This is a genomic window from Hydrogenophaga sp. NH-16, assembly GCF_004006415.1.
GTDB classification, from domain to species: Bacteria; Pseudomonadota; Gammaproteobacteria; order Burkholderiales; family Burkholderiaceae_C; genus Hydrogenophaga; species Hydrogenophaga pseudoflava.
Genome location: NZ_CP029344.1, coordinates 4,206,884 through 4,222,811 on the forward strand (window position 1 = coordinate 4,206,884; position 15,928 = coordinate 4,222,811).

The window sequence follows — 15,928 nt, forward strand, 5'->3', positions numbered from 1 at the left end:
AGCAGCTTGGCGCCGGCCCTGCAGGGCGCGCTACGATGGCCTTTTCGCCCACCCACCGGACAGGAGACACCACCATGCCGATCACCAAAGGGTTCCGCGCCCTCGTCGACGAAGCCAACGCGCAGATCACCACCTACAGCGTCGAACAGGTGCGCGCCCGCATGGGCAGCGACCCGACGCTGCAGATCGTCGACATCCGCGACCCGCGCGAGCTGGAGCGCGAAGGCACGGTGCCCGGCTGCGTGCACGCGCCGCGCGGCATGCTGGAGTTCTGGGTCGACCCCGACTCGCCCTATTTCAAGCCGGTGTTCGGCGACGAGGGCAAGGAGTTCGTGCTGTTCTGCGGCGCCGGCTGGCGCAGCGCGCTGGCCACCAAGGCGCTCAAGGACATGGGCATGACCAACGTGGCGCACATCGACGGCGGCTTCACCGCCTGGGTGAAGGCGGGCGCGCCCACGGAAACACTGGAAGCGCACAAGGCGGCCAGCAAGGCGGCGCGCGGATGAGCGTTGGCACCGCATGCCCCTGTGGCCGCACCGATGCGCGCGGCCGCGCGACGGCCTACGAAGCATGCTGCGGCCGCTACCTCGACCACGACACCCCTGCGCCCGACGCCGAGTGCCTGATGCGCTCGCGCTACAGCGCCTTCGTGCTCGGCCGGGTGGGCTATCTGGAAGCCAGCTGGCACGCCAGCACCCGGCCCGCCGGGCTCACGCTGGAGCCGGGGCAGAAATGGCTGGGGCTGGAGGTGAAGCGGCACCGCGTGATCGATGCCGAGCACGCCGAGGTCGAGTTCGTCGCCCGTTCGCGCCTGGGCGGGCGCGGCGTGCGCCTGCACGAAACCAGCCGCTTCGTGCGCGAGGGCGGGCGCTGGTACTACGTTGACGGAGACATGCATTGATGGAACGGTTTGACGCGGTCCTGTTCGACTGCGATGGCGTGCTGGTGGACAGCGAGCCCATCACCAACGGCGTGCTGCGCCAGATGCTCAACGAGGCGGGCTGGGCGCTCACACCCGCCGAGTGCGAACACCATTTCATCGGCCGCGCGGTGCGCGACCAGCGCGCGCTCATCGAAGCCGAGACTGGAAAGCCGCTCACCGAAGAGTGGATGCGCGCCTTCTACGCGCGCCGCAATGAGCGCCTGGTGGCCGAGTTGCAGGCCGTCGCCGGCGCGCTGGACGCGGTCATCGCCGCGCACGGCCACACGGCGGGCCGCATCGCCTGCGCTTCGGGTGCCGACCGGCCCAAGGTGGTGATGCAGATCGGCATGGCCGGCATGGCGCCGTACTTCGGGGAGCGCATCTTCAGCGGCCACGACCTGCCGCGCTCCAAGCCGCACCCTGACGTCTACCTCGCCGCGGCCGCGCACCTGGGCGTGGACCCCGCGCGCTGCCTGGTGATCGAAGACACCGCCACCGGCGCGCAGGCGGGCCTCGCCGCGGGCGCCACCGTCTGGGGCTACTGCCCGCACGGCGACGGCCGCGCCTTCGGCGGCCTGCCGGTGGCACGGGTGATGCAGCACATGGGCGAACTGGTGCAACACCTCGCCCCGCTGCGGTAAAAACAGGCCATGCCGATCACCCGCCGACAGCTCCTGCTCTGTTCTTCCGTCCTGCCGCTGGCCAGCCTGGGCCTGGCGGGTTGCGCCACCGTCGACAAACCCAGCGTGCAGGCGCGGCTGCAGGGCCGCTCCATCACCGTCATCAGCACCGTGGGCACCACGCTGCGCCTGTCCTGGCGCGGCACCACGCCGTTCAACAACGAATTCGGCGAAGCCTTCGTGCCCGGCTGGGGCCTCAAGGAGCAGCTGGAGAACAGCACGGTCGAACTGCTCAAGGCCTCGGGGCGCTTCTCCAGCGTGCAGCGCGTCACCATCACTTCGACCCGCCGCGAGGAAGCGCTCAAGGAGCTGAAGGAACTCAAGACCCCCACCGACCACGTGCTGCTGCTCTCGGCCGCACCCTCGGGCGACAGCCTCTGGGGCACCCGGGAGGGGTTCAACGGTCTGGGCATTGCCCAGCGCAGCATTGTGCGGGTGAACACCGAATCCGCCGCGCACGTCTCGTTGCGCGCCGACCTGCTGGTGCCCAGCACCTTCGGCGCGGTGCTCGGTGAGGCCACGGTGAACACCGCCCAGCGAGTGCCCGCACCGGCCCTGCTGACCGGCCCGCGGCTCAATGAAGACGTGGCGGCTGCGGCGCGCGAATCGCTGAAAGTGCAGGTGGACGCGGCGCTGCAGAGCCTGGTGAGCCAGCTGGGGCTGGGCAAGGCGGTGGTGCCTGCGCCGGCACCCGCTGCGGCGCCAACGGCTTCGCCGCTCGCACCACCCGCTCCGGCTCCGGCGGCGCCGACGGTACAGCCCGCCAGGCCGTCGGCAAGCGCCCATCCGGTGGCGCCGACGACGGTGGAGGGGCGGGGGATTCCAGGGCCGTCGGCGGATGGGGCGCCAGCGGGACGCTGACGCTGCGCGGAATCCATGTCCTAGAGTTCAGATGTGGGTGATCAACCTATTTGGTTGAGCTGCAGTTTCCGGGAAGAGCCATGTCCAGTTCCACCACATCGGTCATGCCTTGCCTTTCCTGAACCTGCACAAGCCCCGCTCCGCCAACAAATGCGCCCATCTTGATGAACTGCTTGATGAAGTAGTTCTTGCCTGACTCAAAAAGGAGTTCCAGGCTGTTTGGAGAAAACTCGGATTCCGTGTCGATTCGGTGGGTTTTACCGCCCTCAACCTCGGTGTAGAAGAAAACGTCTGGCGCGCTTTCTCCGATGCATTTGTCGTCCACCCAGATGTCCTTTTTGAGTGCCCGGCCCATGTAGCTGTTTCTGTAGATGTAGAGGCCAGCATTCCCAGGGCTGGGCGGATTGAACTCCTTGGCCTTCGCCGATTGTTCCTTGGATGCCATGTTCACGGATGCGCATCCGGACATGAGCAGGGCGGCGGCGATGACAGCGATAGATGTAATCTTCATTGAATTTTTGTTGCGATGGCTTGTGAATAGGGAAGGTGCACGCCCATTCGATTGGTTGCGCGCGTGCAGTGTATTCGGTCAAAAAACTGGAATCGGTTGCTTCCGATCGAGGGTGAGGGAAAGTCGACCGCGCTGAATTGCGATTCGCTTTGAAAAGACTCTGAAGGTCGGCAGCCGGTGGTGCCGGGGCTCTCAGTTCAATGCGGCCAACCCCGCCCGCAACGTCTCCACCCGCTCCCGGTTCACCCCGAAGTCCTTGCGCCCCACGCGCGAGGCCGAGCGCACCTGCACCACCTGCTGGACCGGGTCGACCCAGAGTTCGAGGTCGTCGACGAATTTCATCCAGCGCGTGGTGCACTGGGCGTAGAGGTAGCCGTCGCCTCCGTCCTCAACGATCGTCACGCCCGGCATGTCCTGCAGCAGCTGCCGGAGGCGGGCCAGGGTGGCGGGGCCGTCGCCTTGGAGCGGCAGCGGCGCAATCTCGGCGTAGGCGCGCATGGGGTGGTCGGGGTAGAGGCCGGCCTGGCTGCTGACGCTGTTTTCAGTGGCAGAGGGTGGTTTGAGCCGGCCGTCTTTCACACCGAGGTCGTCAGGCATGCGACCGCCGAGCAGCCCGAGCTGTCCGGCCAGCACAAGAGTGGTGACCGCTACCAGCAAGGCGCACAAGGTCCATTTGAGCAGTGCCATCAGGGTCTCCGGGTGAGGCGTCGCCTATTGTGGCGCGTGGCTATTGGACGTGATGTCAGAGCGCACAGGCTCGCCTTTCGGTGGCCAAAGCGGTGACCGATCCACGGTGTTGCGCAGGATCCCCCGCGCCGGGGGGTGTGCGTAGCCCCGGGGTGTCAACCTCGTCGGCTGATGATCTGAACGGGAGCCCTCAGCTGAACCCATTCGGCGGCAGCGGGGGCGGGCCGGGTTTGACAGGCTTCCTGGCATCGCCCTATAGTCGAGCCATGGCGTTGTTGTCGCACTCCATTCCAATGACATTCGCACCCTGTGTGGCGTCGAAGCGGGGTGGTGCAGCGCTGTTCCACCCGGAACGGCCCAGAGTCTGCTTGACGGCCGCAGACTCCTAAGCCCGGCGATACGCGTCCCTCGCAGCGCATCATCCCTATCGCCGGGCTCATCTGAAGCGAGACAGTGGTCGACCGCATGCGGTCCCGCACATTCAGATCTCGCGCTTTCCCTCTTCGCGTCGTAGCGTGCTTTCTCAGCACGTTGTGTTCTTGCACGTGACGACGCTTGCTCGCCCCTCCGTGGTTCCTTGATGCCCGTTCCTTGACGTTCGGTGCTGAACCATCTTTGTCAAACAGGAGTTTTATGAATGTTCACCACCACAGTCTTTGGCCGCCGCCCGACAACGCCAACTGCCACAGCAGGGTGCTCGCAGGCGCTGTCGAGATGAACACACCTTTCATTGCCCTTTGCCCCGAGATCACGCGCTCCAACGCGCTGACGCTGACGGACTGGCTGGAGGATGAGGCGGTCACTCGCTACTTGAGCGATTCGCGCAACGTCTCCCGAATGATCGAGCAGGTTCTCGGTCGGGTTCAGTTGCCCATCCTGACCCATTTGTTCAACCAGGGCGGGCGGTTCTTCATGGCCTGCGACCAGCACGACGTGCCGGTGGGCTTTGTGCGTCTGGTCAAGACGGGGTCGAACTGCGAGATGGTCCTGGTCATTGGGAACCGCGACAACTGGGGGCGCAAGCTTGGCGCGAGCGCGATCCGAGAAGGCATGAAGCTCGCCTTCTTCGAGATGCGGGCCGAGAGGCTCATCGCCAACATCCACCCGGACAACGTCAGATCATTGAACGCTTTCCTGCGAAGTGGCTTCGTGCTGCACAGCGAAACGCCAACGATCAAGTCGCTGGTCATGGAATCGGCGCGCTATCTCAGACTGTTGCGGGAAAGTCCTGCGGTTCATGTCGCCGACATTCACATCACCGAGGTCGACAAGGCCCGTCTCAGGAGCTTGGTCGACCTCGAGCCGGGGTCGGAGATTTTCGAGCTGGAGCACGAAATCGAGCGCGCCGTCGTCGTCGATCCCAGGGAGGTGGCGGAGGACGTTGTCACGATGAACTCAAGGGCCTTGCTGAAGGTGGATGACGAAGAGCGGGAGGTTGTGCTGGTATACCCGGAAGATGCAGACGATCACGCAGGGAAGCTGTCGGTGTTCTCCGGTATCGGCACCGCGATCCTGGGCTACAAGGAAGGCGATGCCTTCAATTGGCGGATGCCGAACCGGACTTGCCACATCCGCATTGGCAAGGTGCTGTATCAGCCGGAGGCTGCGGGCCACTACCACCTGTAGGTCGGCACGGAGTGCATTCGCTGCGGATCGCGTCTGAGCCGCTGTGGCGCCTGCCACGGTCGCGCTTCACCGCATGGCCCTCCACTCGCCCGGAGCCATCCCGGTCCAGGTTTTGAACGCGCGGATGAAGCTCTTTTCGTTCAGGAAGCCGGTCGCCGCGGCAATCTGCTTGATGGGGCGATTCGTGCGCTGCAGCAGCGCCATCGCGCGCTCGCGCCGCACCTCGTCTTTCAGGGCCTGCAGCGTGGCGCCTTCTTCCTTCAGTTGCCGGTGCAGGGTGCGCGCCGAGGTGTGGAGCAGGGCGGCCAGGTCGTCGGCGTTGTGGGCGTCCTGGGGCTGACTCAGCAGCACCTGCCGCACCCGCTGCACCAGCAGGCGGTCGCGCCGGTAGGGGCGGACCTGGATGGGCAGCGCGCGCTGCAGCATCTGGTTCATCGCGGCCTCGTCGCGCTTGATGGGCAGGGCCAGGTAGCGCGCGTCGAAGCGGATCGCGGCGTCGTCCGCGTCAAAGCGCGTCGGGCCGTCGAACAGCACGCGGTAGGCCTCGGCGTGCGGCGGCGCGGCAAAGGGGAAGCTGGCGCCCAGCAGCGGGATGCGCGAGTCCACGAGCCAGCAGGCCAGGCCGTGGATGTTGCGCAGCACCGAGACGAAGCAGAACTCGCGCAGCGAGCCGTCGCCGCCGGGCGGGCGGTGTTCGCCGAGCACGATGCGGGCCTCGTCGCCCTCGGTCTGGACGGCGAGCGTGATGTCGCGCGTGAGCAGGCCGTGGTGGCGGCACCAGCGCTTGAGCGCCACGCCCAGCGTCGGTGCCGACAGCGAGGCGCGGGCGAGCATCCCGTAGCTGCCCCAGGGCAGGGGGCGGGCGAACCAGCCCAGACCTTCGTCGTCGAGCTCCTGCATGGCGGCGGCCGAGAGCCACTCCATCTGCAGGGCGGTGATGCGGGCGCCGGGCCGGTCCAGATCGGCTGGCGCGATTTGTGCGGCGGCGAGCGCGGCGTCGGGCGCCAGCTGCCGCAGCGCATAGGCGCGTGCAATCGCCTGCACAAAGGCCATCGGGGTGGCCGCGACGACAGTGCTGCGAGCGTGGGCGTTCGGGCGCGGGGCGGGCATGGCCGGAGTCTGCCACGTATGGCGCGATTTGTAACCTGTTTGCCCGCCCCGAAACCGGGGCAGGCCGCTATGCTGGTGACCGGATTTCGCCTGTACGCCAGAGGAGACAAACCCCATGGACCTGACGCTGAGCCACGCCGCGGGCCGCACCGATGTGCCCCTGATCGAACAGACCATCGGCGCCTTCTTCGACGCCATGGCCGCGCGCCACCCGCAGCGCGAGGCGCTGGTGAGCGTGCACCAGGGCCGGCGCTACACCTACGCCGCGCTGGCGGCCGAGGTGGACCGGCTGGCCAGCGCGCTGCTGGGCCTGGGCCTGCAGCCGGGCGACCGCATCGGTATCTGGTCGCACAACAACGTGGAATGGGTGCTGATGCAGCTGGCGACCGCCAAGGTCGGCCTGGTGCTGGTGAACATCAACCCCGCCTACCGCACCGCCGAGCTGGAATACGCGCTCAACAAGGTGGGCTGCAAGGCGCTGGTGTCGATGGCGACGTTCAAGACCAGCGACTACCTGGGCATGCTGCGCGAGCTGGCGCCCGAAGTGGCCACCTGCGCGCCCGGCGCGCTGCAATCGGCGCGCCTGCCGGCGCTGCGCACGGTGGCCTGGATCGACGTGGCGGGCGAGGGCACCGAGCAGCCGGGTATGCAACGCTTCTCCGCGCTGCTGGCCAGCGGCCAGGTGGGCGACCCGCGCGTGGCGCAGGCCGCCGCGGGCCTGACAGCGAACGACCCGATCAACATCCAGTTCACCAGCGGCACCACGGGCTTTCCCAAGGGCGCCACGCTGACCCACCGCAACATCCTGAACAACGGTTTCTTCATCGGCGAGTGCATGAAGCTCACGCCGGACGACCGCCTGTGCATCCCCGTGCCGCTGTACCACTGCTTCGGCATGGTGCTGGGCAACCTGGCCTGCTTCACGCACGGCAGCACCATCGTCTACCCCAGCGACGCCTTCGACCCGCTGGCCGTGCTGCAGACGGTGCAGGCCGAAAAGTGCACCGGCCTGCACGGCGTGCCCACCATGTTCATCGCCGAGCTGGACCACCCGCGCTTCAAGGAGTTCGACCTGCACACCCTGCGCACCGGCATCATGGCCGGCTCGCCCTGCCCGGTGGAAGTGATGAAGCGGGTGCAGGCCGACATGCACATGGGCGAGGTGACGATTGCCTACGGCATGACCGAGACCAGCCCGGTGAGCTGCCAGAGCAGCACCGACACCCCGCTGGACAAGCGTGTGTCCACCGTGGGCCTGGTGCAGCCGCACCTGGAAGTGAAGATCGTCAACCCCGAAACCGGTGCTACCGTGCCACGCGGCGAGCGCGGCGAGTTCTGCACCAAGGGCTATTCGGTGATGCACGGCTACTGGGGCGACCCGGCCAAGACGCAGGAAGCCATCGACGCTGACGGCTGGATGCACACCGGCGACCTCGCCACCATGGACGACGAGGGCTACGTCAACATCGTCGGCCGCATCAAGGACATGGTGATCCGCGGTGGCGAAAACATCTACCCGCGCGAGATCGAAGAATTCCTCTACCGCATGCCGCAGGTGCAGGATGTGCAGGTGGTCGGCGTGCCCGACCAGAAGTACGGCGAGGAGCTGTGCGCCTGGGTCATCGTCAAGCCCGGCCAGAGCCTGGACGAGGACGCCGTGCGCGCCTTCTGCAAGGGCCAGATCGCGCACTACAAGGTGCCCCGCTACATCCGCTTCGTCGACGCCTTCCCGATGACGGTGACCGGCAAGATCCAGAAGTTCAAGATCCGCGACGCCATGAAGGACCAGCTGGGGCTGGCCGAAGCCAAGACTGCCTGAACCAGAGCACACCATGCCCGCACTCGACACCAAACTCAACGCCCGCTCCGCCGACTTCCAGGCCAACGCCGCCGCCATGCGCGCGGTGGTCGACGACCTGAAGGCGCAGATCCAGAAGGCCACGCTCGGCGGTGGCGAGGCCGCCCGCGCCAAACACACCGCACGCGGCAAGCTGCTGCCGCGCGACCGGGTGCAGATGCTGCTGGACCCGGGTACGCCCTTCCTGGAACTGAGCCCGCTGGCCGCGATGGGCATGTACCCAGACCGCGACGGCAGCGACAGCGCGCCCTGCGCGGGTGTCATCGCCGGCATCGGCCGCGTGAGTGGCGTGGACTGCATGATCGTCTGCAACGACGCGACGGTGAAGGGCGGCACCTACTACCCGCTGACCGTCAAGAAGCACCTGCGGGCGCAAGAGGTGGCGCAGCAGAACCGCCTGCCCTGCATCTACCTGGTGGACTCGGGCGGCGCCAACCTGCCGAACCAGGACGAGGTCTTCCCGGATCGCGACCACTTCGGCCGCATCTTCTTCAACCAGGCCAATATGAGCGCGCAAGGCATTGCGCAGATCGCGGTGGTCATGGGTTCGTGCACGGCCGGCGGTGCCTACGTGCCGGCCATGAGCGACGAGACCATCATCGTCAAGAACCAGGGCACCATTTTCCTGGGCGGCCCGCCACTGGTGAAGGCCGCCACCGGGGAGGTGGTGAGCGCCGAGGACCTGGGCGGTGGCGACGTGCACACGCGCCTGTCGGGCGTGGCCGACCACCTGGCGCAGAACGACCTGCACGCCATCGCGCTGGCGCGCCAGGCGGTGAAGAACCTCAACGCCCGCAAGGTCCCGCCCATCACCACCATCGACCCGGTCGCACCGCTGTACCCGGCCGAGGAGCTGTACGGTGTGATCCCGACCGACACCCGCAAACCGTTCGATGTGCGCGAGATCATCGCCCGCATCGTCGACGGTTCCGAGTTCGACGAATTCAAGGCGCGCTTCGGCACCACCCTGGTCTGCGGCTTTGCTCGCATCGAAGGCATGCCGGTCGGCATCATCGCCAACAACGGCATCCTGTTTTCCGAGTCGGCGCTCAAGGGCGCGCACTTCATCGAACTGTGCTGCCAGCGCAAGACGCCGCTGGTCTTCCTGCAGAACATCACCGGCTTCATGGTCGGCCGCAAGTACGAGAACGAAGGCATCGCCCGCAACGGCGCCAAGATGGTCACGGCCGTGGCCACCGCCCAGGTGCCGAAATTCACGGTCATCATCGGCGGCAGCTTCGGTGCCGGCAACTACGGCATGTGCGGCCGGGCCTACAGCCCGCGCTTCCTGTGGATGTGGCCGAACGCGCGCATCAGCGTGATGGGTGGTGAGCAGGCCGCGAGCGTGCTGGCCACCGTCAAGCGCGACGGCATCGAGTCCAAGGGCGGCAGCTGGAGCGCTGAAGAAGAGGCGGCCTTCAAGGCTCCCATCAAGGAGCAGTACGAGGTGCAGGGCCACCCGTACTACGCCACCGCGCGCCTGTGGGACGACGGCGTGATCGACCCGGCCGACACGCGCCGCGTGCTGGCCCTGGGCCTCTCCGCCTCGCTGAACGCGCCGATCCCGGACACCAAGTTCGGCCTGTTCCGCATGTGAGGTCGGCATGGACGCCCGCGCCCACTTCCTGCAGCTCGCCCGCTACAACGTGTGGGCCACACGCCGCCTGCTCGACGCGGTGGCGAATGTGTCCGAGGCCGACTACCGCAAGGACGTGGGCCTGTTCTTCAAGAGCATCCACGGCACGCTGAACCACCTGCTGGTGGGCGAGCACATGCTGTGGTATCCGCGTTTTGCCCGGGGCGTCTCGCCCAAGGTGGAGCTGAACGCCGAGGTCGAGCCCGACCGCGACCGGCTGGGCCAGGCGCTCAAGGGCGGCGCGGCCAACTGGCTGCCTCTGATCGAGGGCTGGCCCGCCGAGCGCTTCGACGGGGCCCTGAACTACACCAACATGCGCGGCCAGGTGATGAGCCTGCCCTTTGCGCCTACGCTGGCCCACGTGTTCAACCACGGCACGCACCACCGCGGCCAGATCACAGCGGCGCTGACCGCGCTGGGTCACGCCAGCCCGGAGCTGGACCTGGTGTACCTGCTGCAAGAGGAAGCCTCGAAATGACGACCCCCACGACCATGGCCCTGACCGTCAAGGTGCAGGACCGCACCGCCCGCATCACGCTCACCCGCCCCGAAGTGCGCAATGCCTTCAACGACGAAGTGATCCAGCAGCTCAAGGCCGCGTTTGAAAGCGTGGGTGCGCGCGACGACGTGCGCGCCGTGGTGCTGGCGGCCGAGGGCCCGGCCTTCTGCGCCGGCGCCGACCTGAACTGGATGCGCCGCATGGCCGACTACACGCGCGACGAGAACATCGCCGACGCCGGCCAGCTCGCCGCCATGCTCAAGGCCATCTACGAGTGCCCCAAGCCGACCATCGCCGCCGTGCAGGGCGACGTGTTCGCCGGTGGCATGGGCCTGGTCGCGGCCTGCGACATGGCGGTCAGCGTGCGCACCGCGACCTACTGCCTGTCCGAGGTGAAACTGGGCCTGATCCCGGCCACCATCAGCCCCTACGTGATCCGAGCCATGGGCGCGCGCGCCGCGCACCGCTACTTCCTCACCGCCGAGCGTTTCTCCGCCGAGGAGGCGCACCGCATCGGCTTCGTGCACGAACTCGTGGACGCCGATGCGCTGGAGACCAAGGTGGCCGAACTGGCTCAGGCGCTGGTCAGTGCCAGCCCGGCCGCCGTGCGTGCCTGCAAGCGGCTGGTGCAGGACGTGGCCGAACGCACCATCGACGACGCGCTGATTGCCGCGACGGTGGAAGGCATCGCCGACATCCGCGCGAGTGACGAAGGCCGCGAAGGTGTGGCGTCTTTTCTGCAGAAGCGCAAACCCGCCTGGCTGGCGGGGTAATCTGGTCCTTTCCCTTCAGGAGGACACGGCATGGACGCGATCTGGAACAGCTTCGTGGAATGGCTCAGGGGCTTCGGCGCCCAGGCCGGACAGCAGGCGGCCGAGGCCGGCGCGCAGATCGGCGGCCAGGTCGCCGAGGGTGTGGGCGCGGCCGCCAGCCAGCTGGACATGACCAGCCTGCTCGCGCTCGCTGCGGCGCTCGGCTGGGCCAGCGGTTTCCGCCTCTACGCGGTGGTCTTCCTCGTCGGTTCCATGGGGCTGGTGGGCTGGCTGCCGCTGCCCGAGGGTCTGCAGGTGCTGCAGCACCCGGCGGTGCTCGCGGCCAGCGGCGCGCTGCTGTTCGTCGAGTTTTTTGCCGACAAGATCCCGGGCCTGGACTCGCTCTGGGACATCGTCAACAGCGTGGTCCGTGTGCCGGCCGGCGCCGCGCTGGCCGCCGGCGTGTTCGGCGCCGACAACGCCACCATGGCCGTGGTCGCGGCGCTGCTGGGCGGCACGCTGGCCGCCAGCAGCCAGGCGGCCAAGACCAGCACGCGCGCGGCCATCAACACCTCGCCCGAGCCCTTCTCCAACGTCGCCATGAGCCTGGTCGAGGACGGCCTGGTGATCGGCGCCGTCTGGCTGGCGACCAGCCACCCGGTGGTCTTCGGCATCCTGCTGCTGATCGCGCTGGTGCTGATGTGGATCGTCACCTGGATGCTGTTCAAGTTCCTGCGTGCGGCGTTCCGCCGTCTGCGCAACCTGTTCTCCCCCGACTCCGCTCCCGCATAGGAAAAGCCGCATGTTCTCCAAGATCCTGATCGCCAACCGCGGCGAAATCGCCTGCCGTGTCGCCGCCACCGCCCGCCGCCTGGGCGTGCGCACCGTGGCCGTGTACTCCGACGCCGATGCGAACGCCAAGCACGTGGCCGCCTGCGACGAGTCGGTGCACATCGGCGGCAGCGCGCCCAAGCAGAGCTACCTGCAGTGGGAACGCATCATCGACGCCGCCCGGGCCACGGGCGCGCAGGCCATCCACCCGGGCTACGGCTTCCTGAGCGAGAACGAGGCCTTTGCCGACGCCTGCGCGAAAGCGGGTCTGGTCTTCATTGGCCCGCCCTCGTCGGCGATCCAGGCCATGGGCCTGAAGGCCGAGTCCAAGCGCCTGATGGAGCAGGCCGGCGTGCCGCTGGTGCCGGGCTACCACGGCGAAGACCAGGACCCTGCGCTGCTGCAGCGCGAGGCCGACCGCATCGGCTACCCGGTGCTGATCAAGGCCAGCGCGGGCGGCGGCGGCAAGGGCATGCGTGCGGTTGAGAAGGCCGAGGACTTCGCGGCGGCGCTGGCCTCCTGCAAGCGCGAAGCCATCAACAGTTTCGGCAGCGATGCGGTGCTGATCGAGAAGTACGTGCAGCGCCCGCGCCACATCGAGATCCAGGTGTTCGGTGACGCGCACGGCAACTGCGTCTACCTGTTCGAGCGCGACTGCTCGGTGCAGCGGCGCCACCAGAAGGTGCTGGAGGAAGCGCCCGCGCCGGGCATGACGCCCGCGCTGCGCCAGCAGATGGGCGAGGCCGCGGTGGCAGCGGCCAAGGCGGTGAACTACGTGGGCGCCGGTACGGTGGAGTTCATCGTCGAGCAGCCCGGCGGTTACGAGCACCCCGAGCAGATGCGCTTCTATTTCATGGAGATGAACACGCGCCTGCAGGTGGAGCACCCGGTGACCGAAGCCATCACCGGCCTCGATCTGGTCGAGTGGCAGCTGCGCGTCGCGGCTGGCGAGAAGCTGCCGCTGCAGCAGGAACAGCTCAGGATCCAGGGTCACGCCATCGAGGCGCGCATCTGCGCCGAGAACCCGGACAACAACTTCCTGCCCGCCACCGGCCGCCTGGACGTGTACCGCAAGCCGGCGCACGTGGCGTTTGAGCGCGGCGCCATCCGTTTCGACGATGGCGTGCGCGAGGGCGATGTGATCAGCCCGTTCTACGACTCCATGGTCGCCAAGCTGATCGTGCATGGCGCCACGCGCGCCGAGGCGCTGGCCAGGCTGGACGCGGCGCTGGCGCAGACCCGCATCGTGGGCCTGGCGACCAATGTGCAGTTCCTGCGCCACGTGGTGCGCAGCGGCGCCTTCTCGTCCGCCAGGCTCGATACGGCCCTGATCCCGCGCGAAGCCGAGGCGCTGTTCAACCAGGACCCGGTGGGCCGCACGCTGGCCGTGGCCGCGGCCGTGGCCCAGACCCTGGTGCACGAGAAGGCCGGCGAGGGCGCAGACCCGTTCTCGCGCACCGACGGCTGGCGGCCCTTCGGTCTGACCCAGCGCCGCTTCGACTTCGAATACCAGGGCGACGCGCTGACGGCGCAGCTGACCTATGGGCACGGCGGTGCGCTGCAGCTGGCGGTGGGCGATGCCGACGCCGTGCTGAGCTTCCAGGCCCAGCCGGCCGACAGCGGCACGGTGGTGGACCTGCAGTACAACGGCCAGCGCCAGACGGTGCAGTGCTGGCAGCTCGGCGAGAGCGTGCACCTGTTCTGCGACCGCGGCGCGACCGTGATCACCGAGCTGGACGCGCTGGCCCACGCCGGCGAGACCGCGGCCGAAGGCGGGCGCCTGACCGCGCCCATGCCGGGCAAGGTGGTGAGCTTTGCCGTCAAGGCCGGCGACACCGTCCGCAAGGGCCAGCCCCTGGCGGTGATGGAAGCCATGAAGATGGAGCACACCATCGCCGCGCCGGCCGACGGCACGGTGGCCGAGCTGCTGTTCGCACCCGGTGACCAGGTGGCCGAGGGCGCGGAACTGTTGAAGCTGGCGGTCGCCACCGCGTGAACCCAAGGGTAAGAATGGGTGCCCCCACGCTCGGCACTGCGTGTCCGGCGCTGCCCCCCCAAGGGGGCGCTCGTCGCCTTGGGGCGGCCCGGCGGCTCCGGGCCCGCTAAGCTCGGCGCATGAACATCACCTTCTGCTGCACCGACACCAAGGCCGAGCCCTGGCTGGAGGGCCTGCGCGCGGCGCTGCCCGGCGCCACCGTCACCGTCTGGCAAGCCGGCGCGCCCCAGGCCGACCACGCCGTGGTCTGGGCGCCGCCCCAACAGTTTCTGGACGAACAGCCCGCGCTCAAGGGCCTGTTCAACATCGGTGCCGGCGTCGATGCGCTGCTGAAGCTGCGTCTGCCGCCAGGTGTGAAGGTCGTGCGTCTGGATGATGCGGGCATGTCGGTGCAGATGGCCGAGTACGTGTGCCACGCCGTGATCCGCCACTTCCGCGAGTTCGACGGCTACGAGGCCGACGTGAAGGCCGGCAAATGGTCGTACCGCAAACCGCGCGAGCGCAAGGACTTCCCGGTCGGCGTGATGGGGCTGGGCGTGCTCGGTGAGCGCGTGGCGAAGGCGCTGCGGGTGTTCGAGTTTCCGGTCTTCGGCTGGAGCCGCAGCCCCAAGGCCATCGAAGGTGTGGTGACCCACAGCGGCGAGGTCGGCTTGGACACCTTCCTCGGCAACAGCCGGGTGCTGGTGAACCTGCTGCCGCTCACGCCGGACACACGCGACATCCTCAACCGCAAGTCGCTGGGCCGGCTCAAGCCGGGCGGCTACCTGATCAACGTGGCGCGCGGCGCCCACCTGGTGGAAGACGACCTGCTGGCCCTGCTGGACAGCGGCCACATGGCCGGCGCCACGCTGGACGTGTTCCGCACCGAGCCGCTGCCCGCCGGCCACCCGTTCTGGACCCATCCGAAGATCACGGTCACACCCCACACCTCGGCGCGCACGCTGCGCGACGAGAGCATCGCCCAGATCGCCGGCAAGATCCGCGCGCTCGAAGCCGGCCAGTCGATTGCCGGTGTGGTCGACCCCGTCCGGGGTTATTGAAAGTCAGCCATGAACATCCCCAACAAAGTCCGCCTCATCGACGTCGGCCCGCGCGACGGCCTGCAGAACGAGAAGCAGCCGGTGCCGGCGGCGGTCAAGATCGAGCTCGTGCACCGCCTGCAGGCTGCGGGCCTGAAGGAGATCGAGGTCACCAGTTACGTCAGTCCGAAGTGGGTGCCGCAGATGGCCGACAACCACGAGGTCATGGCGGGCATGACGCGCCAGGCCGGCGTGCGCTACTCGGTGCTCACCCCCAACCTCAAGGGCTACGAGGCGGCGGTGCTGGACCAACCCGACGAGATCGTGGTGTTCGGCGCGGCCAGCGAGGCTTTCAGCCAGAAGAACATCAACTGCTCCATCGCCGAAAGCATCGAGCGCTTCGCGCCCGTGGTCGCGGCCGCCAAGGCCGCCGGCATCGCGGTGCGCGGCGCGATGAGCTGCACCGTGGGCTGCCCGTATGAAGGCGACATTGCACCGTCGCGCGTTGAATACCTCGCGGGGCTGATGAAAGGCATCGGCGTCGAGCGCGTGGACGTGGCCGACACCATCGGCGTGGGCACGCCGCGCAAGGTGCAGGCCGCCATCGAGGCGACGCTGCGGCACTTCGGCATCGACCACATCAGCGGCCATTTCCACGACACCTACGGCCAGGCGCTGTCCAACACGCTGGCGGCGCTGGAACTGGGCGTCTGGAACTTCCAGTCGTCCGTGGCGGGGCTGGGCGGCTGCCCCTACGCCAAGGGCGCCACCGGCAACGTGGCCACCGAAGACGTGGTCTACCTGCTGCACGGCATGGGCATCGAGACGGGCATCGACCTCGACGCGCTGGTCGACGCCGGCCAGTTCATCAGCGAGCACCTGGGCCGCCCCAGCGGCTCGCGCGTGGCGCGGGCGTTGCTGGCAAAGCGGGCAGGGTGAT

General features: G+C 68.0%; 16 protein-coding genes. 13 read left to right on the plus strand and 3 right to left on the minus strand.

The features are described from left to right. The first annotated feature begins 74 nt into the window (after window positions 1–74). From DD542_RS20295 to DD542_RS23730, 4 genes are read left to right on the plus strand one after another with little or no spacing between them, the layout of a single operon-like run. Window positions 75–506, plus strand: a complete 432-nt coding sequence (locus DD542_RS20295) for a rhodanese-like domain-containing protein (protein WP_066155311.1) — start codon at window positions 75–77, stop codon at window positions 504–506. Beyond that, entirely contained in the window at window positions 503–901 is a 399-nt protein-coding gene (locus DD542_RS20300; RefSeq protein ID WP_066155308.1) for a YchJ family metal-binding protein, read from the plus strand. The genes DD542_RS20295 and DD542_RS20300 overlap by 4 nt, the downstream gene beginning before the upstream one ends. Further along, window positions 901–1,563 (plus strand): HAD family phosphatase, encoded by a 663-nt coding sequence (locus DD542_RS20305; RefSeq protein ID WP_066155306.1) that lies wholly within the window; start codon window positions 901–903, stop codon window positions 1,561–1,563. The genes DD542_RS20300 and DD542_RS20305 overlap by 1 nt, the downstream gene beginning before the upstream one ends. A 9-nt stretch (window positions 1,564–1,572) precedes the next feature. Next, window positions 1,573–2,463 (plus strand): hypothetical protein, encoded by an 891-nt coding sequence (locus DD542_RS23730; protein ID WP_206610697.1) that lies wholly within the window; start codon window positions 1,573–1,575, stop codon window positions 2,461–2,463. 46 nt (window positions 2,464–2,509) lie between these two features. On the opposite strand, the gene DD542_RS20315 is transcribed toward DD542_RS23730, so the two are convergent. Both DD542_RS20315 and DD542_RS20320 read right to left on the minus strand, forming a co-directional pair. After that, window positions 2,510–2,974, minus strand: a complete 465-nt coding sequence (locus DD542_RS20315) for a DUF2846 domain-containing protein (protein ID WP_066155301.1) — start codon at window positions 2,972–2,974, stop codon at window positions 2,510–2,512. A gap of 192 nt (window positions 2,975–3,166) precedes the next feature. Next, window positions 3,167–3,661, minus strand: coding sequence for a DUF1499 domain-containing protein (locus DD542_RS20320; protein WP_127806860.1), 495 nt, complete (start codon window positions 3,659–3,661; stop codon window positions 3,167–3,169). Window positions 3,662–4,375: 714 nt separating this feature from the next. Here DD542_RS20320 and DD542_RS20325 point away from each other — a divergent pair. Further along, window positions 4,376–5,287: a GNAT family N-acetyltransferase gene (locus DD542_RS20325; RefSeq protein WP_066155443.1), complete on the plus strand. Its 912-nt coding sequence runs from the start codon at window positions 4,376–4,378 to the stop codon at window positions 5,285–5,287. Between the two features lie 66 nt (window positions 5,288–5,353). On the opposite strand, the gene DD542_RS20330 is transcribed toward DD542_RS20325, so the two are convergent. Next, window positions 5,354–6,397 (minus strand): AraC family transcriptional regulator, encoded by a 1,044-nt coding sequence (locus tag DD542_RS20330; RefSeq protein ID WP_241559611.1) that lies wholly within the window; start codon window positions 6,395–6,397, stop codon window positions 5,354–5,356. A gap of 115 nt (window positions 6,398–6,512) precedes the next feature. On the opposite strand from DD542_RS20330, the gene DD542_RS20335 reads away from it, so the two are divergent. The 8 genes from DD542_RS20335 (at window position 6,513) to DD542_RS20370 (ending at window position 15,927) form a co-directional block, all read left to right on the plus strand. Then, window positions 6,513–8,216: an AMP-binding protein gene (locus DD542_RS20335; RefSeq protein WP_127806861.1), complete on the plus strand. Its 1,704-nt coding sequence runs from the start codon at window positions 6,513–6,515 to the stop codon at window positions 8,214–8,216. 13 nt (window positions 8,217–8,229) lie between these two features. Next, window positions 8,230–9,852, plus strand: coding sequence for a carboxyl transferase domain-containing protein (locus DD542_RS20340; protein ID WP_127806862.1), 1,623 nt, complete (start codon window positions 8,230–8,232; stop codon window positions 9,850–9,852). A gap of 7 nt (window positions 9,853–9,859) precedes the next feature. Next, window positions 9,860–10,369, plus strand: coding sequence for a DinB family protein (locus DD542_RS20345; protein ID WP_079366602.1), 510 nt, complete (start codon window positions 9,860–9,862; stop codon window positions 10,367–10,369). Further along, window positions 10,366–11,163, plus strand: a complete 798-nt coding sequence (locus DD542_RS20350; protein WP_241559612.1) for an enoyl-CoA hydratase/isomerase family protein — start codon at window positions 10,366–10,368, stop codon at window positions 11,161–11,163. Before DD542_RS20345 ends, DD542_RS20350 begins: the two co-directional genes overlap by 4 nt. A gap of 30 nt (window positions 11,164–11,193) precedes the next feature. Further along, window positions 11,194–11,934: a DUF4126 domain-containing protein gene (locus tag DD542_RS20355; protein WP_066155285.1), complete on the plus strand. Its 741-nt coding sequence runs from the start codon at window positions 11,194–11,196 to the stop codon at window positions 11,932–11,934. Between the two features lie 10 nt (window positions 11,935–11,944). Beyond that, window positions 11,945–13,969, plus strand: a complete 2,025-nt coding sequence (locus DD542_RS20360) for an acetyl/propionyl/methylcrotonyl-CoA carboxylase subunit alpha (RefSeq protein ID WP_127806863.1) — start codon at window positions 11,945–11,947, stop codon at window positions 13,967–13,969. Window positions 13,970–14,088: 119 nt separating this feature from the next. Then, window positions 14,089–15,009: a glyoxylate/hydroxypyruvate reductase A gene (locus tag DD542_RS20365; RefSeq protein ID WP_127806864.1), complete on the plus strand. Its 921-nt coding sequence runs from the start codon at window positions 14,089–14,091 to the stop codon at window positions 15,007–15,009. Window positions 15,010–15,018: 9 nt separating this feature from the next. Next, complete coding sequence (locus tag DD542_RS20370; RefSeq protein ID WP_127806865.1) at window positions 15,019–15,927, plus strand: hydroxymethylglutaryl-CoA lyase; 909 nt, start codon at window positions 15,019–15,021, stop codon at window positions 15,925–15,927. Window position 15,928 lies beyond the last annotated feature (1 nt).